The following is a 23,966-nucleotide window of genomic DNA, read 5'->3' on the forward strand; positions in this document are numbered from 1 at the left end:
AAGTTTATCTATAAAGGATCTACTGCCAATATACATCTAAAATCTCCTATTCTAGGATAACTACATCTTCATGTGTTACTTACTTTTCCTATACATAAAAGAAGCTAGAATAAAGGCTTTTATAGTTCAACGCAAAATGGGAAACTCGAGGGGGATTTCTGATTTAATATACTTCGGCATAATTGAGTCCAGAATGACCTGAAAGAAGTTAAATGTATGCCCCATAGCTCTTGGAGTGAGCCAGTAGAGGAACGAAGTCTAAAGGTGTGGCATCTTGGAAATCACACCGTCAGAACGGAGATGAAACGCATTACCTATTTATAACATTTATAGATTATTATTAAATTTAATATATTTATCTGTTAATAACATCCTATTTATAACATTTGATAATAAAAATACATATTTTATAAAAAATTTTTACTATAAATAGATATATAGTTGTGTTTTCATATTTAAGAAACCATAATTTTATGCTATCATCAGATGGTCTATATTTTTTTAGGATATACAGGAAATGGGGATCACGATGACAAAGAAGATGGAAAAAAAGTATATTCCTTTAGCAAATTATTTTGAAGTAGCTTTACAGCAAGAAATTACTTTATCATTTAGCGAACTCGAAAATATTATGGGACAAGCCTTGCCAAATGCAGCTTACTTGAATAGGAGCTGGTGGAAAAAAACAAAGCCCCCTCTCTCTCACTATTTGTCATGGACAAATGCAGGTTATTATGTCATTGATGTTAAGCTCGGTACTAGTATAACTTTCTCGCGTACACAAATGAAGACTACGAGTAATATCTCTACAAATGACGATAACCCACCTGCATACATAATTCGATCAATTGAAGCATCAGACGCCAGATCATTTATTCATTTGCAAGAAGAAATTTTCCAACAAACTGACTTCATGTATAATATGGAAAATGAATTAGACCTCACAGTTCAACAACTTCGAAAAGATTTGGTCTATTGGAAACAATTGAAAAACCGTATGATTTTATGTTGTATAGCAAATGGCACTTTTGCTGGCTATGCCGTTATCCATGGATATAAACATTCTAAAGCTAAACATGTTGCAACAGTTCACCTAGCTGTTAAGGAAGAGCATCAGCGACAAGGTTTCGGCTCAGCGCTGATGGAAGCAGTAGAACGCTGGTCTATACAGCGCGATATTTCACGCTTAGAAGCATCTGTCATGGAGCATAATGATCGTGCTTTAAATTTGTTCAAAAAATTAGGTTTTCAGCAAGAAGGCATCCGACAAAACGCCATTAAATTCAATGATACCTTTATTAACGAATATAGTTTAAGCAAAATTTTATAAGTTTCTTTTTCAAGGATGTCTAAAACTTATTTGGACATCTTTTTTATGAGTAGCGTTGTAAATGATTAGAAAACTTGCTTCTCTCTTACTGCCTCTAAAAATAACAAATTACTTTCTACTTGTTCATAGGATTGCTGATATTTCTCATATTGCGTCTTGTCCTGACTGACCATTTCCTCAATTAACGCATGTAAAAAAGAGAACAAAACTGGAGTAACGTCCAATGAAGATTGCTTTTTCAGACCAAGTGTAAATAATGCACTTGCATATTCCCGAATAGAAGACAAAGCCGAACCAGTAATGGCAATAATTTTAGCCTTTTTCTTCTTGGCAATTTCTACAATCGTTTGAATGTCGTTTGAATGCTTGTCATATGAGAAAACTATTAATGTCGTCTGTTCCCCCATACTGTTAATTTGTTGTACAATATCGTCGGATTCTGATCGAAGCTGTTTTACATTTGGACGTAAAGTTTTCATTGTAGACGATAACCAATTTGCAATGGATGCAGATTGACGAGTACCTAAAATATACACGTTCTCTGCTTCATGCATCCATTTTGAGCTTTTTTGTAGCATATTATCGTTAATCAAATGAATCGTATCTTGAATATTTTGAATATCACGTTGCATCACTTTACCAAAACTCGGTATATTCCGCTTACTTGAAGAATATGTAGGTTGAATACTCTCACCATCATTTTGAGTCATTAAATAGCTTCTAACCTTGTCTTGAAGCTCTACATAGCCCGATAAATCCATCGCATAACAAAAACGAATAACTGTCGATTCACTAACATTAGCCTGTCTACCAACTTCTGCTGCTCCGCTACCAATTATAACTGTAGGGTTATTCATAACAAATTGTGCAACTTTACGCTGCCCCTTCGATAGCCTAACAAATCTTCTTTCTATTTCTTCATTAATGCTCATTTCTAACAACCTTTCTTTCAATGAAATTATCACGAATGGAGATTGTTTCCTACTGACTCTAACAGATGTTTTTTGTGCGAAAGCGCAGTGCTAACGTAGCGTTAGCAACATGAGGGCCGACACGATGTCGGTCATTTCGGTAATGCCACAGGACGTGGCGTTTTTACCGATGCAGGTCAGTTAGCCGTTATCGCATGGATGCGATGATTTTAGTCTAACATCCTATGTGAACTCATTTCCGATTCCGTGACATCCGCCGGAGGCTTTGGGCCAACGTGATGTTGGTCACTCAGTCGTGTGTTGTTGTTGCTGTTGTTGCACAGACAAATTGCCACAGGACGTGGCGTTCTTGGACTGAGTTCCTCTATTTCAGCGGGTGTTTGGATACCTGTACCTGTCGCTACGCTTTTTCGGTACAAAAGACACCTGCTAAAAGAAGTTAAAAATACAGTATCACGATTGCAGTCTGAATACAATGACTTTTCTGAAAAATCTTTAACACTTTAACTTACTAATATGATAGTTTCATAAAATTGTTCTACCCTTAAGTTTTTTAATGAATTGATTTTAACAGATTTTTAAAAACATTTGTATAAAAATTAATATTCGCTAATTTTTATGTAATTAAATAATAGAAAATGTCTTGGACTAGACTATCGCTCATCCAAGACATGATTTTTTTAATCTAATTGTATTTGTTTCGTTTCTTGTCCTAAGAAAATTACCCCAACAACCCCGATAATAATAGCTCCGCAAAAAATCGCGAAGATGAAGCCAATATCATAGCCTGCCGTTAATAAAAATCCTACTAACAAAGGTCCAAAAATACCACCGATACGCCCAACAGCTGCTGCCATTCCTGCACCTGTTCCACGAATAACTGCTGGATACTGCTCTGGTGTATAAGCATAGAGTGCACCCCATGCTCCTAAGTTAAAGAACGATAAAAACATTCCTGATGTTAATAGTACTACCATCGTTTCAGCATTACCAAAAATGAAAGCACTTACAGCTGTACCAATTAAATAGGAAACAAGTACAAACTTCCGCCCAAATTTTTCTATAAACCACGCGGCTGTAAAATAACCTGGTAGCTGTGCAAACGTCATAATGAGAACATATTTAAAGCTCGTGATCATATCAAACCCTTTACTAACCATGACACTTGGTAGCCATAAAAACATACCGTAATATGAGAAAACAACCGTAAACCATAACACCCATAACATAAGTGTCGAGCGTACGTATTTTTTCGACCATACTTCTCGAACATTTTGCACAACACTACGTTTCTTAGACTCTGCCTTTACTACAAATTGAGGAGAATCTGGTAAGTGCCAGCGAAGATAAATTGCATAAATTGCTGGAATTGCCGTTAACAATAAAGCAATACGCCATCCCCATGATGGAATAACAAAATACGAAATCAATGCAGCGATTAACCACCCTGCCGCCCAGAAGCTTTCCAGTAAAACAACCACTCGCCCACGCTCTTTAGCTTCTACACTCTCAGAAACTAACGTCGATGCGACTGGCAATTCTCCCCCAAGTCCCATACCTACTAAAAAACGTAGTGCCATAAAAGCAGATAATGTAGTTGTAAATGCAGATAAGCCACTTGCAATCGAAAATAATACAAGCGTCCACATAAAAATTTGCTTACGCCCTACTTTATCGGCAAGTACGCCGAAGATAAGAGCTCCTACAGCCATCCCGATTGAATTGACACTACCTATCCAACCAGCTTGACTTGGTGTTAATCCCCATTCAACTGCTAATGCTGCAATAACGAACGATAATATTCCTACGTCCATTGCATCGAAGAGCCAGCCTACTCCTGCTACCCTCAAAAGCTTATTGCGAGAAATAGTTTGTTGAACCTTATTTGTTGTTACTGTATTTGTCGTCATTTCAACCACCTGTCTTTACACTTGACTTTACATCGTAAGTTTACTATACAGTTGTTTCAAGAAAGTGACAAGCAAAAATTCAAATTACCGAATTGTTTCGACAATTTCTCGAATTCTATTGAAAACATAGGGCAATTTGCGTTAAAATGTCTTTTATACAAAAACAACTGTTCTTCCTATAAGAACAAAAGGAGATCGTAAACGTTATGTGGAAAGGCCTAATTGAGGAATATAAACAATTTTTACCCGTAACTGAAAGTACACCTGCTCTAACTTTAAACGAAGGCAATACGCCTCTTATACATTTAGTAAATTTATCTAAGAAACTTGGCATTGAGCTTTATGGAAAAATCGAAGGTGCAAATCCAACAGGTTCATTTAAAGACCGTGGTATGGTGTTTGCCGTTGCAAAAGCAATTGAAGAAGGTAGCAAATGTGTTATTTGTGCTTCAACAGGTAACACATCAGCCGCAGCGGCAGCATACGCAACACGTGCTGGAATCCAATCCATAGTCGTGATCCCTAAAGGAAAAGTTGCCTTAGGTAAGCTAGCTCAAGCAACAATGTATGGTGCAAAGATTATCGAAATCGATGGTAATTTTGATGATGCATTAAATATTGTTCGTCAAGTAAGTGAAACAACTCCAGTGGCACTTGTAAACTCTGTGAATCCATACCGCATCGAGGGGCAAAAAACGGCATCATTTGAAATTGTAGATGCTTTAGGAGCCGCTCCAGATTATCTTTGCATCCCTGTTGGTAACGCGGGTAACATTACTGCTTACTGGAAGGGCTTTAAAGAATATGATGCAGCAAAAGGCTCTGGTTTACCTAAGATGTTCGGCTTTGAAGCTGAAGGTGCAGCAGCAATTGTAAATGGTGAACCTATCGCTAATCCTGAAACAGTGGCAACAGCTATTCGTATCGGTAATCCCGCAAGCTGGAAATTCGCAGAAGCAGCTCGCGATGAGTCTGGCGGAATTATTGACTCGGTGACAGACGAAGAAATTTTAGCTGCTTATAAATTAATTGCAGGCACTGAAGGAATTTTCGTTGAACCAGGTTCAGCTGCATCATTAGCAGGCGTTATTAAATCAGTTGAAAATGGCAAAATTGCGAAGGGCTCTAAAGTTGTTACGATTTTCACTGGTAATGGATTAAAAGATCCTGATACTGCAATGAATATCTCGACTGTAGATGTCGTCTCACTTAAAAACGATGAGGAAGAAATTAGAAAATACATCGAGGACGTTCTATGAGTAACATGTGGCAAATCTCAGTTCCTGGGAGCACCGCCAATCTAGGCCCCGGCTTTGACTCAATAGGACTTGGCTTGTCTCTTTACTTAAAGTTAACCGTGTCTTTACAGGATAATTGGGAAATTATCCACCTCGATGATAATGGTCCTAAAGAGTTTGAGCTGGAAGAGCACTTACTATACGTGATTGCCAAAAAAATTGCGGACCAATACGGTAAGCAGCTACCTGCCTGCCGTGTTGAAATGGCAAGTGAACTTCCATTAGCCCGTGGTTTGGGGAGTAGTGCAGCTGTCATCGTAGCAGGAATTGAACTAGCTAACCAAGTATGTGATCTAGCCTTAACTATACAGGATAAACTCAATTTATCCTCACAAATCGAAGGGCATCCAGACAATGCAACAGCCTCGGTATTAGGAGGATTAACAATTTCCTCAATGGATGAAAATGGTGTTGTTGATACATTTCATGTCAATGATATAGAAGCTTCCTTTGTAGTGTATGTACCTGATATCGAACTAAAAACAAGTGAATCTCGTTCTGTTTTACCAGAACAATTTGACCGTGCATACGCAGTGAGAGCCTCTGCAAATGCTAATATGCTAGCAGCATCATTAATGGTTCGTGATTTTGAGCATGCAGGTCGTTATATGGAAGCTGATTTTTTTCATGAACCTTTCCGTGCCCAATTAATCCCGCAATATACAGAAATCCGTGCAGCCGCCAAGGCTAATGGGGCATTTGGAACGGCATTAAGTGGAGCGGGTCCAACAATGATTTCCATCATCCCTACTGCTATTGCGCAAGATTTTGTAAAGGCCATGAAAAATCAATTTCTAGAGCATCAAATTATCTTAACAAAAGCCGATGAAAATGGTGTACAGGTAAAATTTGGGCGTCTACTACAAAAGTAGACGTTTTTTCTTGGAAGGGGGAAATAGCTTGAAACCAATTATTTTCTGTGATTTTGATGGCACTATTACAGAAACAGATAATATCGTCTCACTAATGACTCAATTCGTTCCAGAGGAATCTGAGAAAATTGCTAAGGCAATGATAGAACAAACTATAACCTTTAAAGATGGCGTTTCAGCAATGTTCGAGCTATTATCGACTACACAAAAGGATGCTGTTATCCACTATTTATTGGATACAGCCATTATACGTAAGGGCTTTGGTGATTTCGTTCGTTTTGCTCAAGAGAAGCATATTCCGTTTTATATTGTTAGTGGGGGTGTCGACTTTTTCATTGAGCCATTGTTAGAAAAATACGGTCCATTTTCTGGTATATATTGTAACAGTGCTGATTTTTCCGGACAGCAAATTAAACTCGTCTTTCCAAACAGCTGTGATGAAGAATGTGCGAGATTTGAGACACAGGGATGTGGTTGTTGCAAACCAAGCGTTATGCAAAAGGTTGCACAGAGCAATCATTTTAAAATCGTAATTGGAGATTCACTCTCTGATTTTGAGGCTGCAAAACAGGCAGATTTAGTACTTGCTAGGGATCATCTTATTAAACGGTGTGAAGACCTTCATCTTCCTTATGAGCCATTTGAAACATTCTATGATTGCTTAGAAGTTGTAAAAAAGCTTATGGAAGCAGATAAGGCTGTTTCCATGTAATTGAAAAGATGAGCCAAAAATAAAAGCTGTATGTTCATAATTGACGCTCTTATTTCTACATAACAAAGGGAACCATCAATTAGATGGCTCCCTTTCAAAGTTCATGATTTATTTTTCGCTTTAAAAAGTCTCTTTCGACGTTCGTACCAAAAAACACAAATGATAAACCACGTATACCCCATACTCCATCCGGCCAATACATCTGAAGCAAAATGACGGGCTCCAGCAATTCGAGACAAACCAATAAGCACAGTTAAAACAACTGCTCCAAGCCAAAGTAATGTCTTACGTCCCTTGCTATTATTCTCCGAAAAAATATAAGCGATTGTAAATAAATACAAGATACCGGTCATAGAATGTCCAGATGGAAAGCTATAGGATGTTAATTGATCTTCAATCTCCGGTCTTGGTCGCTGTACCCATTTTTTTAATAATTGGTTAAGTACATTCCCACCAGCAATTGTTAACAAAACAAATAATATACCTCGGTTATTTTTCACCTTCCATGCTAAATACACAATTAAGACGATAGCTACAAACACTACAAATACCGGTTCTCCTATATAGTGAAAAAATTCTATAAAACGGTTACCGAAAAATAAATCAGCCATTTTTGTATCAAAAGTACTGATTAATTTACTTGGAAAAGTAACTCGTAACACAAAAAAGGTAATGAGCGTTAATACGGCTAAAAGATAAGCCCATTTTTTCATATAATACTTCACCTCAAAACTATACGCTGTTATATTTTTCACATCATATCATATTTAAGCTTACTTGAGGTAATTTGCTTTTTATCCCGCATTAACAGGTTGCCCTAAATGCCCGATTGGTAAAGACTAATAATCAGTGGGGGTTAAACTCCCCACTGATTATTAGTCTTCACCTTATCTAACCTACCCTATTCCCTCTTTCTTGAGGTATGACAAAGGATTTTTCTCCTGCTTTATTAAAATAATTTGAAAAAGCTAACGCAACTATAAATAAGATGGCAACAATAGGTATTATTTTTCTAAACAAAATATACACTTCCTCATCTTCGGTTTAAATTATTTTAATAACACTGGATCGAATAACCAATCCTTCGGCCCAAAGTTTTTATCCTTCTCTCCTCTTACCTCACGGGATATATTGTTTTTAATAATTAATTCTCTAAACTTTCTACTGAATAAAGTCTTTCTGTATAAATATCTTCCATCATGACTCCATTCTGCCGAGAGGACTATATCATTTGTTATATTAGTTAAATCTTCACGATGATAAATATCAGGACCATTAATTACCCCACTTAACCCACAACGACATGGAGGCTGCTCTGTCGCAAAATACAATTTAACTCTTTCAGTGCTAGATTCCGGCAATACTTGTGTCGGTATAATTTGAAAAGCCTTTCGCTTTCCTTCTTCCGGTCCTTGATGAATAACCTCTAAAAGTTCAAAACCTTTAATATCCTCTTGCTTCATTAATGTCGCTAATTCCTGCGAAGCTACCCAATACCCGCTCACATGAACTAGATGACGATCTTTCATTTCTGTTGTATCTATCACTAATGGCGAAAGTTGTTCTTTTTCCATAAGTCCACAATGCTGGCAATGGGTGCTTATAGAAAATAACGTTCCTTTATCATCTATAAACATATCAGGTGAGTTACCTGTCGAATTTAAGGTAAACAATGGAGCTTGCTCATATTCACCATCTGAAAAGTCAAAATAAAAACGTTCTCCGATAGAAACAATTCCTAATTCATGTTCCAATGATTTATATAGTGCCGCTACATGTTCATATGTTACATCATCATTTAATGTAAAAATAGGATTAAATGATGCCTTTAAATTTCTCTTTCTTATTTCAGGCGCACCGACGAAAATACCATAGCGATTATAAACTTTTATAACTTGATCTTGACTAGATTCATCTATAGAAAATAAATTTTCAAGTTCTACTTTCAAAATACACGCCTACCTTTATATAAAGTTTTATAGTGAAGTATGTTGACTAGCTAGTAACTTTAAAAAAATCTACAATTTCTACTTTATTCTTAGATAACCAGGTTCTTATCGAAATCTAATATTATCGTATTACTTACTATAGCAAATCTACTTAACCACGATTATCTTAAGGGTACCAGTACTTACACCGACATTTCAATGTTGGGTTTACGCCAATTTTTTGGCGGTCTTTGTCCCGATTTTTGGCGTGATTTGGCGGATATATAAAAAACACCGCCAAAATCTGGCGGTGTTACACGAAAATTATAGCTATTTAGACTTAAAGTTTAGGTATAATTAACTAAGTTAAAATATGGTATTTAAAACCACCTAAACTCTCCCTTTTTATTGAAAAATCTACCAACCGGAATGAGTATAACATACAGACAATCTATAGTAAATTCATTCTTTCCGCAAGATTTACAGCGTCTGTCCGTGAATCTACATTCAATAAAGAAAACAGCTGTGTTAAATATCTTTCGGTTGTTCGCTGAGGAATATTTAACTCAATAGCAATCGCTTTATTTGTATGGCCTTCCGCAATCAGTCTTAAAATTCTCTTTTCTTTTTCATTTAAGTGAATATCAAGTTTTGCATCTTGCAATTTAAATTTATTATCAAGAAAATCTAAGAAATTTTGAGGTAAAACAATTTCACCATTTACAATGGCTCGAACAGTTCGTAAAATTTGCTCCTTAGACGCTGTTTTAGCCAAAATCCCTTCTATTTTCCGTTCTAAAATAAGTGGATAGTAATCAGTAATATCATCACCAGTATAAAGGATAATTGAAGCATTTGACTGGATAGCTTTAATGTTACGTGCTAAATTAATGCCATTTTCTAACGGCATATTTATATCAATTAAGTAGATATCATATGGTTTGTCTTTAAGTCTCTGTATGACATGAGTTGCATCACTTTCCGTATCAACTATAATATCTTCATTTTCTTGAAATAAATTTTTCGTTCCCTCTAACACAATAGGGTGATCATCCACTATGAGCATCGTAATCAAGTGTATCACTTCCTTCTTTTACTGTAATTCTAATAAACATCCCTTCATTGACATGTGAATCGATGTAAAACTGCCCGTTAAAGGCCTTTACACGCTCTTGCATACCTTGAATTCCCATAGACTCTCCGACAATAATATCTTCAATATTACAGCCTACACCATCATCCTTGTAGATGATTTCAAAACCATCATCCATTTCCTGTAAACGAATTTCAACTGTTGTTGCATAGGAATGTTTTATAGCATTGTTGAGTAATTCTTGGAATAGTCGATAAATCATTAAATTCATACGCTCATCCTCTAAATAAAGGCGATCTATCGTATAAATTAATTCAAAACTAGCTCTTTCTATTACTTTACGAATTAACTTTTCTAACGCAGCGTTTAACCCTAATGTATCTAATAATGGAGGCTTTAAATTTTCACAATAAGCTCTTAAATCATGTAAAGAAGTAATCATCTGCTGATGAATTTTCTCAAGTTTTTGCTGGATATCAGTTGTATCTTTCGTATTGACTAGGACATCAACCTCTCGAGCAATATGGAGCTGCTCTTGCAAATTGGTATCATGTAATTCTTGAGCTAATTGATATTTTTCCTCTTCAAATCTTAACCATAATAATTTGCTTAACCAAGGTAGTTGACTATCATCTGCTTGCCTCATATGCTTTAGTTCCTCTAGCAGCTCTTCTACCATCTTTGTATTTTCAATAAAATTGTTTACATATAATAAAAGCAATTCAAGCCATAGAAGCTCTTCATCTTTTAAATGAATCGAATTTTTATGTTCCAATACTAAGACTCTTTTATAATGAGCATCTTGATGGAGGAAGGCTAAGTAGACTTTGTTAATTCTCCGTATTTCTCCTAATTTTAAATCCTCTATTAGGGCTGGATCAATTGCAAACCTTCCCTCAATCGTTGAAGTAAATTGATTTGTGTCATAGTTATAGGTTAATACAAATACATGCTCTAGCTCAAGATGTAATGAAACCTCTTGAGCAAACTTCTCTAGAAGCTCATCTATTTTTATCGTTTTACCAATCCTATCGACAGCAGTGTATAGCTGATGTATATAATCCCCTTTTGTCGAAAATAAAATTTTTCGTTTTCGATAATCTACCTTCTCTTTTATGTAAAAAAGAACAACTAACGATGTAAAAGTGAAAAAAGAAACACCTGTTATTACGGGGATAGTTAAATTTTTTCCTGCAATCCAATACAAACCAACTATAAACCATAAAGTAAATATCAATGAAAAAATTACATAATAGCGTAATCTAGTAATATGATATTCGAGATCAAATAGCCGTTCTGCTAATTGTGTAAAAATAAAACTAAACGGAATTAGCAATAAAAATAGTGCACTACTTTCACCCGAAAGTATAGATTGATGAAATAAAATATTAGGGAGCGCATATAGAAAAAGGAATGGTAGAAACGGAATCAGTATACTAATTAATATAACTTTTAACTGAGGTGTTTTATATTTGAAATAGCTTAGCAATAAAATACTAAGTATGGTAATAAGTAAAACGAAGAACGAAGCTAGTACAATACTCGATAGTAAACTATTAATAGCAGGGTAAATAATACCCATACCGCCTAGTATCATTGCCATCACAGGGAATATATAAAATATTTTTATATTATTAGAAAGCAACCAATTTGTTTTTAAAAATGTATAATAATTTCTTAAAAAATGGAGTAATAACACTAAGCATAGTAACATGCTACCACGGTTAACGATTACACCTATATTATTAAGACCGCCGGATGGACCGCTGCTAACATAAGCCATGGAAACCGTGAGCATAAATAAAATAAGTAAACATAAAAGAGATGTATTTTTTTGTTTAAAATATAGGTAAAACACAATAATTAATGTTAAAAAAAAGTAAATGGTTGGTATTACCAATATATAATAAATAACTTGCTCTAGAAAATCTGATCTACTAATTTTTACATCAATTATTTGTCCGTTAGGCTTTAAAATCGTTAGTAAGCTTGCCGTTCGTATTAAATGATCATGTTTTACATTAGGGACATCCTCTGTTTGAATGTTATTTACACTTAAAACAACATCTCCTTCAGATATTCGAACTCCATTCGCTAATTGTTTATTGTATGAACTAGTTACTACCCATTCTCCATTTTCTTCTTTTAAATCTAGAACAAAAAAATTCATGCTATAAGTGACATATAGTAGGTAAGATCCTAGCAATATGTAAATACTTATAGCAAGTAGAAACCATATACGTTTAATTATTTTCAGTTCCAAAATGCGACTTCTAAGCTACTTACTACTTCTTCAAATGAGGCAAGTATTGCCTTTTGCTCCATAGCTGAAACTCCAATTAATGAGGCTTTTTGTTCCTTTAATAGTGCAACTATGTCTGGGTTCATTTCTAGATGTTGAATTACATTAATCATACAAATCTCTCCTCATTTCATTAGTTTTTTTAGGTAGTCTTTACATACTTCATTTATAGCTACATTTTCAAGAATATCAAATGCTTTAAACTTGTAGACATTTTTCATTGTAACTGCATAACGTATCGCACCACCATTTGTCAACTCGTTTTCCGTAGCGTTATTATCCAAAAATGCATCTATATCATCATTATAATAGTTTATAACAGACTTTGAAATATCATTTTTCTGTGATAAAAGATAAATAATAGGCAATGAGTATCTTTTATTTAGCAAATCATTTTTAGGTCCCCAAGTTTTTAAACTTTGAATATCGTTTTTAATTTGTTGGATAATACCTATGTATTTTCCATACTCCTCAACCTTTGAAGATGTCTCACCTTTTGCAAGTACTTCACCAATTAAGCAACCCATTGCTGTTAAAGAACCTGACTTTTGTTCAATCATTTGTATATATGTTTGCTCATCTCTACAAGTATTAAGTAAATCTAGTTGCTGACCATTTATACTACGCAATGCATAATACTCTAGTATTTGAATAGCTGTACTTTTGTGTTCGAAGGAAGTCTCACGTATAGTTTTAGAAGCCATCATTAGCATAGCTAAAGCCACATTTAATGATAGTTCAGGTGTTTTAGTCCAACTGTAGTCTGAGTCCTTATCCTGCAAGTCATCGATTATATCAAAAGATAAAATTAAAAATTCGATAGCTGCGGCAACTTTATAGATATCCTCGTTCAAACAATCTGTAAATGCTTCGTAATGCCAATAACATAGCTTACCAAATGAATAGCCAACTGCCTTTTTTTCTTCCTTAAAAATTTTTAGCATTGACCGTAGTTCATGACCTATTAATATCTCGTTCTCGATTAGAAAGTCCAATGATTCATTAATTTGTACGTCAAGCTCCTGCAATAGTCCTCTCCTCCCCCAAATGTGTTATTAAATAGTATACAGATTAATGGGAAATAATACTAGACGTTGAAATTATAAGTAAATATTTTACATCATCTTGTTTAACGAAATACCGCCAAAAAGTGGCGGTATTATATTATTGACCGCCATTTTTTGGCGTAAACCCACCATTGAAATGGCGTCCTTATGGATGATACGCTTAAATAGGATAAGATCATTTGCATTCTGTTCGTACATTTTTTTGATTAATTCAAGTTAAAATGTTCATCGCTAAAAATTAGAAATGGAAATGAGGCCGTATGCCACGTACTGAAGAGAAGAGGCTAGACAACTTCTTGGAAATACAGTCATATTGAAGTCCATTCGGAATGAAAATCCCTTACGTTATCGTGATGAGCCATTATCATTTATGCCTTGTCATAATTGCGTCCGAAGGCTTTGGGCCAACATGATGTTGGTCACTCAGTCGTGTGTTGCTGTCGCTACGCTTTCGCACAGATAAATTGCCACAGGACGTGGCGTTCTCAGACTGAGTTCCTCTATTTCAGCGGGTGTTTGGACACTCGCTGAAAGAAGTTAAATAGGAATTGTTTAAATCTATTAACTAGGAAATACTCGAAACACAGGGAGTGATTGAATTGAAACATGAAGTAAATGGAAACGTTTTAATACTTACGGCTAATTTCTCCTGTACAATTTCTGTGTCTGAAGAGGAAATCACGATTAAAAAACCTTCGAAAGAACAGCAATATATAGAGCAAATAATTGTTGATGCCGAGCAACAGGCATATAAAGAAACATTAGCAGTGTATAAAAGCAAATCTACATTTTCAAATTTTATTTGCAATATTCCTGGATTTGAGGATACTCTTCAGCAAAAGTTAGACGCTTTTATTGAACCGTATGGAATTATAAGAGTATCTGAAGAAAGTCAGTCTACAGCGCCTTTAGTAAGTCGATTTAACTCTGGATTAAACATACCTATAATCTACACGTTACCAAGCTTTTGTATTATAAATGCTAGAGGCAATTGCTCTAGCACTTCATCTAATGCTAATCATATTGGAGAAACAGTCGACCTACCTGTGCATCTCTATAATTCAGAAATAGAAACGTCCTCTTTAGGGAAATATACTGCTGCTGTAAAGGAAGTTAATTGGGCACCTAAACATTTTACCGAGGTCTCCATTAGTGACAATGGTATTTCTATTAATATTACGACAGCATTTAATGCATGGAATAAATCGTCTATTAAACACTAGAAATAAAACTGGATTGGGTATGGCACTGTTATAGATTTGTGCCTCCTTCTTTCTTAATAACGTTTTATGTGTCATTTCAGTGGATCTGTTCATTGCATAATTTTCCCATCCGCCACTTTGCCTATCTATTGTTTTATTTCTACCAGACATGCATATTCATAAGAAAAAGGTGTCTCAAATGGACTTTGAGACACCTCTAAATTATTAACCTTTTACATAATAAACTTCTTGTCCGCTTTCGATGATGTGATCAGGCTTCGGCTTACCAGCATTTGCTTTATGACCAGCAATATGCTCCGGGCTCTTCTCCCAATTTTTCCATGCCTCTTCTGATTCCCAACGAACCACAATTAACACTTCCTCATCACCACGTCGTACTTTTTTTACAAGTACTTGCTTATCAATAAAGCCTGGTTGTTGTTCAAGTAATGTTGGACCATCCTTTTTAGCACCAAAACGCTCAACAACTTTATCGGAATTCCCTTCCGTAACGACAATACGTTTAATTTGTACAAACATATTATTTAAACGCCTTTAAAATGTCATCAGCTTTTTGAGTTTCAGAAGTTAAACCGCCACCAGATAAATACCAAACTTGTGGATCTAAATAAAAGATTTTACCGTTTTTCGCAGCGTTAGTAGCTCCAACGATTTCGTTTTCAATTGCAGCTTTTGTACCAGTCTCACCTTCTGGAGTTACAGCAGCATCACGGTCAACTACGAATAAAATATCTGGGTTTGTGTCACGTACATATTCAAATGATGCGTTAGCACCGTGTGTAGAAGCTTCAATTTTTTCATCAGCAGCTTTCACACCATAAACATCATGAATCACACCGAAACGTGAACCAGAACCATATGCAGATAATGCACCTTCAGAACCAAGAACGATTAAAGCTTTTTCTTTAGCTGCAGCTGTTTTCGCTTTAACTTCCTCTACTTTTGCTTCGTAAGTAGCAAATGCATCAGCAGCTTCTTTCTCTTTACCAAAGATCTTACCAGCTAATTCAACGTTAGCTTTGAATGATGGCATGAAATCTTTTGCATCTACACCTACGAATACTGTCGGTGCAATTTTAGATAACTCATCATAAGCTGCCGCTTGACGACCAGAGATGAAAATAATATCTGGATTCATATTAGAGATTGCTTCAAGATCAGGTTCTTTTAAAGCACCAATATTTACGTAAGATTTATCAGCATATTTGCTTAAATATTTTGGAACTGATTTTTGTGGAACACCTGCAACTTTAACATCTAAAGCATCTAAAGTATCAAGGAAACCATAGTCAAATACAACAACTTTTTCTGGCATTTTATCAAGTGTTACTTCTTTAATTGTACTTTCACCTTGTGTGCTACCTGGGATTGTAATTGGATAAGCTGTAGCTTCTTCCTTTTGCCCCTCAGCAGGCTTGTTATCAGTTGAAGAATCTTTCTCTTCTTTTTTTGCTTCGTCCTTAGAACCGCAAGCAGCTAATACTAATAGCATCATAGCCATTAATACAGTAAGTAATTTCCAATTTTTCATCGTAAAATTGCTCCTTTAAATTTATTTAATAGTCTAGACGGTAGCACCATCTATTACTATTTTCACGAGTTAAAATAGACACAAATGCGACAGCCATTCTGTTCTTGAACAGGAATATCCATATCATAGATTTCCTTAAGCGCATCAGGGTTGATAATGTCATTTGTTGGACCATCTTTGACAACACGACCATTTTTTAATGCGACAATATGATCAGAGTAGACGGAAGCAAAGTTAATATCGTGTAAAACGATGACAACTGTTTTCCCTAGCTCATCAACGAGCTTACGCAAAATCTTCATAATTTGCACAGAGTGCTTCATGTCTAAATTGTTGAGTGGCTCATCAAGTAAAATATAGTCTGTGTCCTGTGCAATAACCATTGCGATAAATGCACGTTGACGTTGACCACCGGATAATTCATCCAAATAATTGTGCTGAAGATCCTCTAAATTCATATATTGAATTGCTTCATCTACCTTTAGCTCATCCTCAGGCTTTAAATTTCCTTTTGAATAAGGAAAACGCCCGAATGAAACAAGCTCACGAATTGTTAGGCGTACATTCATATAGTTTGACTGCTTTAAAATGGATACTCGCTTTGCAAAATCATCTGATTTCCAACGACGTACATCTGACTTGTCGAGTAATACTTCTCCAGTATCTGCATTAAGTAAACGGCTTACCATTGAAAGCAATGTTGATTTACCTGCACCATTTGGTCCAATAAAAGATGTTATTTTCCCTGGTGCAACGTCGACACTAACATCTTGAATGACCGGTTTTTTCCCAAAATACTTGGAGAGTTCTTTTACTTGGATCATCCTGCTGACCTACTTTCCTTCAATAATAAGTAGATGAAGTATACGCCACCTACAAAGTTTATAATAACGCTCAGTGTTGTATCGAAGTTAAATATACGTTCGACTATCCACTGACCACCGACTAAAGCTACAATACTCATTACACAAGAACCTGCGATGATCACAGAGTGCTTGTACGTCTTGAAAAATTGATACGATAAATTTGCTACGATTAAGCCAAAGAACGTAATAGGCCCGACAAGAGCTGTAGACACGGCTATTAACACCGAAGATATTATGAGCATACGCTGTACAAGCTTGTCATATGGTACTCCTAGGTTAATGGCTGTATCCCGACCAAGAGACATTACGTCTAGTTGGTTCATATGACGCCAGCCATAAATAAAGGTAATGATGATGACAACAGCTGCAAGCCATACTAAATCCGAATTGACATTATTGAAGCTTGCAAACATTTTACTTTGTAAGCTTAAAAATTCATTCGGGTCTATTAATACTTGGAAGAACGTAGTTACGCTTCCTAAAAATGTTCCGACAATCATACCGACAAGCAGTAAGAAATAAATCGGACGCTTTCCTTCCTTGAACAATACACGATAAAAAATTAACGCAAAGATAACCATAGCTGAAACAGCTAGTAAGAAATTATATTTAGCATTAATGACGAATATTGACATAGAACCAAAGAAGTAAAAGATGAACGTTTGAACCAACATATATAAAGCATCAAGTCCCATTACACTTGGCGTTAAAATACGGTTATGTGTAATCGTTTGGAAGACTACGGTTGAATAAGCAATCGCAATCCCCGTTAACGACATAGCAAACACTTTAACGAGACGTCGTGGGAACGCATAATGATAATTACCATTAAGTTCATAAAATACATACAGTAAAATAGATGCTACGGCCAAACCTAGTAAAATCAACATTTTTGTACGGTTACGCATATGCCTTCCCCCTAAACAACATAATTAGGAAGATTGCACTTCCGATGACACCGACAGTCATACTAATCGGAATTTCATAAGGGAAAATCAGTACACGCCCTATAATATCGCAGAATAATAAGAACGACATTCCTAGTAGTGCGGTATGAGGCAATGTCTTAGCAAGGTTATCCCCTTTGAACAGCGAAATTATATTTGGAATGATTAAACCAAGGAATGGAATCACACCAACTGTTAGTACCACCGTCGTTGAAATAAGTGCTACTAACACTAAACCTAAATTCACAATGAATTTATAGGAAAGACCAAGATTTTTTGCAAAATCTTCACCCATTCCTGCCACTGTAAAGCGGTTCGCATAAATGTAAGCTAATATCAGCACGGGTACACTTATGTATAAAAGCTCATAACGACCTTTCATCATTAATGAGAAATCTCCCTGTAACCATGCAGAAATGTTTTGGATAATATCCGCTTTATACGCAAAGAACGTTGTAATTGAAGAAAGGATATTCCCAAACATTAAGCCAATAAGCGGTATAAAGATCGCATCTTTAAACTTTATTCGATTTAATATTTGCATAAACAATAATGTGCCGGCTAAAGCAAATATGAAAGCGAAGGAAATTTTTTGAAAGTACGTGACATTTGTGAAAAACATCATCGAAATTAGTACCCCCAACTTTGTAGCATCTAATGTACCTGCTGTCGTTGGTGACACGAACTTATTCCTACTTAAGCTTTGCATAATTAAACCAGCAATACTCATACCTGCACCTGCTAACAAGATTGCTACAAGTCTCGGTATACGACTAATAAAAAATAGTCTAGTTTCTTCTGATTCGAAGTCTAAAAGATCACTCGGTTTAATATCAACTACTCCGATAAATAGTGAAACTATAGACAACACAACAGTTGCTGTTAAAAGATATCTTTTTTTCATTGTAATCCCCGGTAGATTCATTTTTGCTCGTAACTCTCATTGAAAACGATTATCATTACTCACGATTCTCATTATAAGCTCGTTTCCATTCTCAGTCAACCTTCAATTGAGAATTATTCTCGTTTTATTTGAAAATGCTTAAAAAACAAGCATTCTTAACGGAATTCCTACGTTTTTTGGATCTTCAAAGTTAAATACCTCTACTTTTCTAACACAAATAAAAAGGTAATTGAGAATAAAAAACTAACTTGCTCTCAATCACCTTATTTAATCAATTATGCTATTCGTCGAACGCCTTTAAGCCACGCAAAAATAATTAAAACGATTAATATAAAACCGACATACCCCATCACAGCATATAGCTTGGCTACAAGCGTCGTAAAACCAGCCAGACTTGCTAAAAAGCCCAAACCACCTATAAAAACGGCAGTTATCTTAAAACTAGCCTTATTCGGTTTTGCAAATCTCACCATGAATGAGTAGAACATCCCTACTGCTGTATTATAAATCATCCCTAATAAAGAAATGGACATCAGTAGACCGATTAAAGGATGGATTTCATTTGCTAATGCTAGCATCGGTATATCTATACCAACGATTACATTCATTTTAGCAAGAAGGGATAGGTTAATAAGAAGAATTAATGCTCCAAGCAAAATCCCACCAATAATACCTCCCATCCCAGCCACCTTCTCATTGCGAATAGATCCACACATAACAGTTAAAAGCGAAAAACATACACCGATATTAAAAGACGTATACAGTAAAGCTGTAATCCACCAGCTTTTAGTACTCACTTGTACTTGTTGTGCGATAACAGCTTGTTCGACAAAGGTTAAATCCATCGTAGCTAATGAATAGACAGCTATTATCGAGACAATTGCTAGCAGATAGGGTGTAGCAATAGCAATAATGTTTATAATACTCTTCACATTCATCATAACGGTTGCTATAGTCAGTACAATCATACAAATGCTCCCTAGCCAAACCGGCAGACCAAACATTTGATGAAACGTAGCACCTGCCCCCGCAAACATGATTACTGCTACACCGAATAAGAAAAGGGACAGTAAATAATCCATCACAAAACCTACAGTATTACCTGAAATTTGATAAATTAAATCCTTGTGCGATGTCGTACGTAACCTTGAGCTAATTTGTGCAATGCACATTCCTACTAAAGCAAATCCAAATGTGGCAATAAGAGCACCATATATCCCTTGAAAGCCATAGCTCGTAAAATAAAGTACGATTTCCTGTCCTGATGCAAATCCCGCACCGACGATAATTCCTACATAGGCACCACCGATTTGCAAACTTTTTTTCAATCAGTTCTCTCCCTGTTTATCCTATTATCGGGATCATCACCAAAACGTGTGGTTGATTTCCGTTCCGACTGGGCACTTTCCTGGGGGCGTCGGGGCAACAGGATGTTGGTCACGAAGGCGTTATCACAGGATGTGATGACTTTAGCCTTCGTTCCTCTATTGCTAATCCCAAAGGAGTCGCTCAGCCGTAACGAAGATCAACTTATTTACATAGTAGACGTTTTACCAAAAGTCATTCACAACATTTGGTGATGAACCTATTATTGATAGACCTTTCTGCTGATTGTTAGCTTATCAATTACCTTCATATTAGGGGTATATCCAATACCAATTGTTTGTGGCACACGAATATAACCATCCTCTACAAGTACTTCAGGTGTAATGATATCTTCATACCAATAATGACTAGAGCCCGCAGTATCCCCCGGCAGTATAAAATTAGTGAGCGATGTTAATGCAATATTATGCGCTCGTCCGATTCCGGCCTCTAACATGCCGCCACACCAAACGGGAATCTTATTTTCCTTACATAAATCATGAATTCTTCTTGCTTCTGTTAAACCGCCCACACGTCCTATTTTAATATTGATAACACCACAACTACCTAGCCCTATCGCCTTTCGAGCATCTTCATAAGAGGTGATGCTTTCATCTAAGCAAATAGGCGTTTTTATCTTTCGCTGTAGCTTAGCATGATCGACAATATCATCTACAGCTAAAGGTTGCTCAATCATTAATAGATTAAATGCATCAAGTTGCTGCAATACATCCATATCGTTCAATGTATAGGCCGAGTTAGCATCTACCATTAATGGCAGATCGGGCATTTCAGCTCGTATAGCACGAATTACTTCTACATCGTGACCAGGCTTAATTTTCACTTTTACTCGTTTATAGCCTTTATTTACATGACTTTTTAATAGATCTATTAATGCTTCGGTGGAAGATTGAATACCTACGCTAATACCTACCTCTATTTGTTTCTTATCTCCACCTAACGCTTGAGCGAGTGATTGTTTCGTTTGTTGAGCATAAATATCCCATATAGCCCCTTCAATAGAGGACTTCGCCATGTAATTACGACGAATAGAGGAAAACAAAGCACTAACTTCATCTGGATGCCCAACCTCTTTATGTAACAAGATAGGAATCAAGAAGTCTTCAAGCATATGCCATGTTGTTTTTAATGTCTCCTCTGTATACCAAGGCGCTACAAATGCAACAGCTTCTCCCCATCCTACAATTCCTGATTCATCTATCGCTTCTATAAGTAGAAGTTCCTTTTCATCAATTGTGCCAAAACTCGTTGTAAACGGTGATTTCATTGGCATTTTTATATGTCTAACTGTAATCTGTTCTAGTTTCACAAGATTTCACTCCTTATCCTTATTATAAAGCTAATAAGGAGCGTCTGACTAATAGATAGCTATGGACATATTCCTTGTGCTTTTTCATTCGAACGATTGCATAATTTTGTTCAAACAATGTCGTTAAAATGGTACGAACTTTATAACGCCAGTCTTCTGCAAGCTTAGGACTCTCCACTTTCATCTTTTGTAAATGTTGAGGAATGGGCAATAAATAAGCGTCCTTATAAAAGGATTGCTCTTGCTGAAATTCACCATCAATATCGAGCACTGGTAAGCCATCTACCGTTAGCGACCATGGTACAATTTCTTCGGCTCCCTCTTCCAGTTCATCCAAGGAATCCTCCACTCGATCGCGTTCAACCCACCATTCTATGACAATTCGATCTGAAGGTAGCCCATCGTTAAAATCGTCCTTGAGCGGACCATAATAATCATTTTCATACTGAAAACTAAAGGAATTGAGCTTCAAAAACGATAAATTAGCCATACATGCCTCTAGTGGATCAAATAGCCAAATCACAAGTTGGAACTCATGTTCTTTGGCATATTCCTGCTGGGCATGCTTTAATAATTCACCTACACCTTGTTCACGATATGTTTTCTCTACACCAATCATGTGTGAGTGTAAATACATTTTTCCATGACCATAGCCAACAAAGCAGTAGTTAAAGCCAATCAGCTTTTCGTCTAAATACGCCCCAAGCACTAATCCACCATTTTGTACAGCCGCTAACAATTGATGAGAAGGAATAGCCTGACTCCCCCAAATACTTTCGTTTAAAATTTGTACTTCTGCAACCTCCGTAGGGGTCATTATTTTTTGAATACGTACCCTCTCTAACATTATGCTGATCCCTCCTTTGTATTCCCTGACTCCAATGCTAACAATACTGCTCTTGTAAGGATTTCAACTCCAGTTACCAGCCTCGCCTGCTTAAATTTCATCTTCGGATGATGTAGTCCTGGTGTTAGTCCACAGCCTAAACCTAACATCGTTGATTTTAAATGTGGGCGTTGCACAGCATAGTGATGAAAATCTTCTCCTCCAGGTGTACGAATGGGCTTTCTTAAATTCGACAACCCTGTTGCTTGCACGATTGCTTGCTCCATAAGATATTGAGCAGTTGGATCTACCTCAGCAGCTACTACATTCGCTACTGTACATAATTCAATCTGCACTTTATGCAAGATCTTGGAAGAATCAATAACCCTCTTTACTCCCTGTGCAAGTGCATCCATTACATCATTTTGTTGAGCTCGTATATCAATGGTGAACGATGCACTTCCAGGAATAATATTGCCAGATTCCCCTCCTGCATGGAATTTGGTCATCTTAATTGATACAGGAATCATCGGATCTGTATGAATCGTTCGTAAATCTTCGATAATAGTTGCTCCTACTTCAATGGCATTCACGCCGAGATGTGGCCTTGCAGCGTGGGCATCTTCTCCAATGATCTCCCCTTCTATCAATCGAGAGGCTCCATGATGTAACGCGGCACAATATGTACCGTCTTCAAGCTCATGGACAGGTCTTACATGGACACCAAATAAAAAGTTTAAATCATCAATGACACCTTCTTTTAAAACGGAAAAAGCACCTGTCCCTTTCTCTTCAGCTGGTTGAAAAATCACACGAATTGTACCGTTGAACGATGGAGCAAGCTCTTTCAAAAGTAAGAGAGTACCGATTGCCATCGTCATATGTCCATCATGGCCACAGGAGTGATTCGCACGAAACTCACCATCTACTTCCTGCCATAACGCATCTATGTCTGTACGTAAACCTACTTTAGGATGACCATTTCCTACATCTACATAAAGCCCTGTACTGTTTTTAAAGCGTATTGGTGTATAACCTTCCTGCGTTAGTAAATCGTAAATATAATTTGTTGTTTCTACCTCATGCCAGCTTATTTCTGGATTCGCGTGCAAATACGTGAAAATCTCCAGTAATCTTGGCCTCAATCGATTCAAAGCTTCCTTCACAGCATCCAACCCCTTTTAATTTTCACACTATTAAGATTATTATAAATGAAAATGAAAACTTTTCTAGACAGAAACGTCCCGCATTCAGTAAATTAACTACATGATAAAACCAAATGCTTTTGGACAGTAGATAAATGGCTCATCGCATAACGTGTGGTTGATTTCCGTTCCGGCTGGGCGCTTTCCTGGAGGCGTCCGATGAGCCGCTTCACTCGCGTTGCTCGCTCCAGGGTCTCGGGCCAACAGGATGTTGGTCACGAAGGCGTTATCACAGGATGTGATGGTTTTAGCCTTCGTTCCCCTATCGCTGATCCCCAAGGAGTCGCCCAGCCTACACTCCAATCAACCTATTTACACGGCATAG

25 protein-coding genes are annotated in these 23,966 nt (G+C 36.5%); 6 read left to right on the plus strand and 19 right to left on the minus strand.

Going from position 1 to position 23,966, the window contains the following annotated elements; translation table 11 throughout:
- The first annotated feature begins 529 nt into the window (after nt 1-529).
- On the plus strand, nt 530-1,330 hold the full coding sequence (locus ACQKMI_RS16435; protein ID WP_427490648.1) for an N-acetyltransferase family protein: 801 nt from the start codon (nt 530-532) through the stop codon (nt 1,328-1,330).
- A 65-nt stretch (nt 1,331-1,395) separates the two neighbouring features.
- Here the strand turns inward: ACQKMI_RS16435 and ACQKMI_RS16440 are convergent, their stop codons facing one another.
- Complete coding sequence (locus tag ACQKMI_RS16440; RefSeq protein WP_427413936.1) at nt 1,396-2,262, minus strand: MurR/RpiR family transcriptional regulator; 867 nt, start codon at nt 2,260-2,262, stop codon at nt 1,396-1,398.
- 315 nt (nt 2,263-2,577) lie between these two features.
- Between ACQKMI_RS16440 and ACQKMI_RS16445 the strand changes: the two genes are divergently transcribed.
- Entirely contained in the window at nt 2,578-2,769 is a 192-nt protein-coding gene (locus ACQKMI_RS16445; RefSeq protein ID WP_427490650.1) for a hypothetical protein, read from the plus strand.
- Between the two features lie 173 nt (nt 2,770-2,942).
- On the opposite strand, the gene ACQKMI_RS16450 is transcribed toward ACQKMI_RS16445, so the two are convergent.
- Nucleotides 2,943-4,172, minus strand: coding sequence for an MFS transporter (locus ACQKMI_RS16450; protein ID WP_427490652.1), 1,230 nt, complete (start codon nt 4,170-4,172; stop codon nt 2,943-2,945).
- Between the two features lie 206 nt (nt 4,173-4,378).
- Here ACQKMI_RS16450 and thrC point away from each other — a divergent pair, with 206 nt between their 5' ends.
- The 3 genes from thrC to ACQKMI_RS16465 are packed head-to-tail and all read left to right on the plus strand — an operon-like array spanning nt 4,379 to nt 7,054.
- Nucleotides 4,379-5,431, plus strand: coding sequence for a threonine synthase (gene thrC / locus ACQKMI_RS16455; protein ID WP_323647703.1), 1,053 nt, complete (start codon nt 4,379-4,381; stop codon nt 5,429-5,431).
- The gene (gene thrB, locus ACQKMI_RS16460; RefSeq protein WP_427490655.1) at nt 5,428-6,342 is read left to right on the plus strand and encodes a homoserine kinase; all 915 of its coding nucleotides are present in this window, start codon (nt 5,428-5,430) and stop codon (nt 6,340-6,342) included. The genes thrC and thrB overlap by 4 nt, the downstream gene beginning before the upstream one ends.
- Before the next feature lie 28 nt (nt 6,343-6,370).
- A complete protein-coding gene (locus ACQKMI_RS16465; protein WP_427490657.1) occupies nt 6,371-7,054 on the plus strand; it encodes a 2-hydroxy-3-keto-5-methylthiopentenyl-1-phosphate phosphatase in 684 nt (227 codons plus the stop codon).
- A gap of 101 nt (nt 7,055-7,155) precedes the next feature.
- On the opposite strand, the gene ACQKMI_RS16470 is transcribed toward ACQKMI_RS16465, so the two are convergent.
- The 8 genes from ACQKMI_RS16470 to ACQKMI_RS16505 form a co-directional block, all read right to left on the minus strand.
- Nucleotides 7,156-7,767 (minus strand): phosphatase PAP2 family protein, encoded by a 612-nt coding sequence (locus ACQKMI_RS16470; RefSeq protein WP_427490659.1) that lies wholly within the window; start codon nt 7,765-7,767, stop codon nt 7,156-7,158.
- 178 nt (nt 7,768-7,945) lie between these two features.
- Nucleotides 7,946-8,074 (minus strand): hypothetical protein, encoded by a 129-nt coding sequence (locus ACQKMI_RS16475; RefSeq protein ID WP_427491016.1) that lies wholly within the window; start codon nt 8,072-8,074, stop codon nt 7,946-7,948.
- A gap of 29 nt (nt 8,075-8,103) precedes the next feature.
- Nucleotides 8,104-9,003, minus strand: coding sequence for a hypothetical protein (locus ACQKMI_RS16480; protein ID WP_427490661.1), 900 nt, complete (start codon nt 9,001-9,003; stop codon nt 8,104-8,106).
- A 430-nt stretch (nt 9,004-9,433) separates the two neighbouring features.
- On the minus strand, nt 9,434-10,048 hold the full coding sequence (locus ACQKMI_RS16485) for a response regulator transcription factor (protein WP_323648043.1): 615 nt from the start codon (nt 10,046-10,048) through the stop codon (nt 9,434-9,436).
- Complete coding sequence (locus tag ACQKMI_RS16490) at nt 10,032-12,245, minus strand: sensor histidine kinase (RefSeq protein ID WP_427490663.1); 2,214 nt, start codon at nt 12,243-12,245, stop codon at nt 10,032-10,034. Before ACQKMI_RS16490 ends, ACQKMI_RS16485 begins: the two co-directional genes overlap by 17 nt.
- An 83-nt stretch (nt 12,246-12,328) precedes the next feature.
- Entirely contained in the window at nt 12,329-12,490 is a 162-nt protein-coding gene (comX, locus tag ACQKMI_RS16495) for a competence pheromone ComX (RefSeq protein WP_427490665.1), read from the minus strand.
- 12 nt (nt 12,491-12,502) lie between these two features.
- Nucleotides 12,503-13,405 (minus strand): polyprenyl synthetase family protein, encoded by a 903-nt coding sequence (locus ACQKMI_RS16500; protein ID WP_427490667.1) that lies wholly within the window; start codon nt 13,403-13,405, stop codon nt 12,503-12,505.
- Nucleotides 13,406-13,492: 87 nt separating this feature from the next.
- Nucleotides 13,493-13,642, minus strand: coding sequence for a hypothetical protein (locus tag ACQKMI_RS16505; protein WP_427490669.1), 150 nt, complete (start codon nt 13,640-13,642; stop codon nt 13,493-13,495).
- Nucleotides 13,643-14,043: 401 nt separating this feature from the next.
- On the opposite strand from ACQKMI_RS16505, the gene ACQKMI_RS16510 reads away from it, so the two are divergent.
- Nucleotides 14,044-14,667, plus strand: a complete 624-nt coding sequence (locus tag ACQKMI_RS16510; protein WP_427490671.1) for a hypothetical protein — start codon at nt 14,044-14,046, stop codon at nt 14,665-14,667.
- Between the two features lie 204 nt (nt 14,668-14,871).
- Here ACQKMI_RS16510 and ACQKMI_RS16515 read toward each other — a convergent pair whose 3' ends face one another.
- From ACQKMI_RS16515 to ACQKMI_RS16555, 9 genes are all read right to left on the minus strand, one after another.
- Nucleotides 14,872-15,186, minus strand: a complete 315-nt coding sequence (locus ACQKMI_RS16515; protein WP_427490673.1) for an antibiotic biosynthesis monooxygenase family protein — start codon at nt 15,184-15,186, stop codon at nt 14,872-14,874.
- A 1-nt stretch (nt 15,187) separates the two neighbouring features.
- Nucleotides 15,188-16,198, minus strand: a complete 1,011-nt coding sequence (locus ACQKMI_RS16520; RefSeq protein WP_427490675.1) for a siderophore ABC transporter substrate-binding protein — start codon at nt 16,196-16,198, stop codon at nt 15,188-15,190.
- A gap of 62 nt (nt 16,199-16,260) precedes the next feature.
- A complete protein-coding gene (locus tag ACQKMI_RS16525) occupies nt 16,261-17,022 on the minus strand; it encodes an ABC transporter ATP-binding protein (RefSeq protein ID WP_427490677.1) in 762 nt (253 codons plus the stop codon).
- Complete coding sequence (locus ACQKMI_RS16530) at nt 17,019-17,972, minus strand: iron chelate uptake ABC transporter family permease subunit (protein ID WP_427490679.1); 954 nt, start codon at nt 17,970-17,972, stop codon at nt 17,019-17,021. The genes ACQKMI_RS16525 and ACQKMI_RS16530 overlap by 4 nt, the downstream gene beginning before the upstream one ends.
- Nucleotides 17,965-18,915, minus strand: a complete 951-nt coding sequence (locus ACQKMI_RS16535) for an ABC transporter permease (protein ID WP_323647721.1) — start codon at nt 18,913-18,915, stop codon at nt 17,965-17,967. The genes ACQKMI_RS16530 and ACQKMI_RS16535 overlap by 8 nt, the downstream gene beginning before the upstream one ends.
- Before the next feature lie 275 nt (nt 18,916-19,190).
- Nucleotides 19,191-20,243, minus strand: a complete 1,053-nt coding sequence (locus ACQKMI_RS16540; protein WP_427490681.1) for a YkvI family membrane protein — start codon at nt 20,241-20,243, stop codon at nt 19,191-19,193.
- Between the two features lie 260 nt (nt 20,244-20,503).
- Nucleotides 20,504-21,610 carry an o-succinylbenzoate synthase gene (menC, locus tag ACQKMI_RS16545; protein ID WP_427490683.1) on the minus strand — a complete coding sequence of 369 codons (1,107 nt, stop codon included), beginning with the start codon at nt 21,608-21,610 and terminating at the stop codon, nt 20,504-20,506.
- Between the two features lie 22 nt (nt 21,611-21,632).
- Nucleotides 21,633-22,457, minus strand: coding sequence for a GNAT family N-acetyltransferase (locus ACQKMI_RS16550; RefSeq protein ID WP_427490685.1), 825 nt, complete (start codon nt 22,455-22,457; stop codon nt 21,633-21,635).
- Nucleotides 22,457-23,602: a M20 peptidase aminoacylase family protein gene (locus tag ACQKMI_RS16555; protein WP_427490687.1), complete on the minus strand. Its 1,146-nt coding sequence runs from the start codon at nt 23,600-23,602 to the stop codon at nt 22,457-22,459. Before ACQKMI_RS16555 ends, ACQKMI_RS16550 begins: the two co-directional genes overlap by 1 nt.
- Between the last annotated feature and the right edge of the window lie 364 nt (nt 23,603-23,966).

The sequence above is a fragment of the Lysinibacillus sp. NPDC097214 genome (assembly GCF_050277945.1).
GTDB lineage: Bacteria > Bacillota > Bacilli > Bacillales_A > Planococcaceae > Lysinibacillus > Lysinibacillus xylanilyticus_B.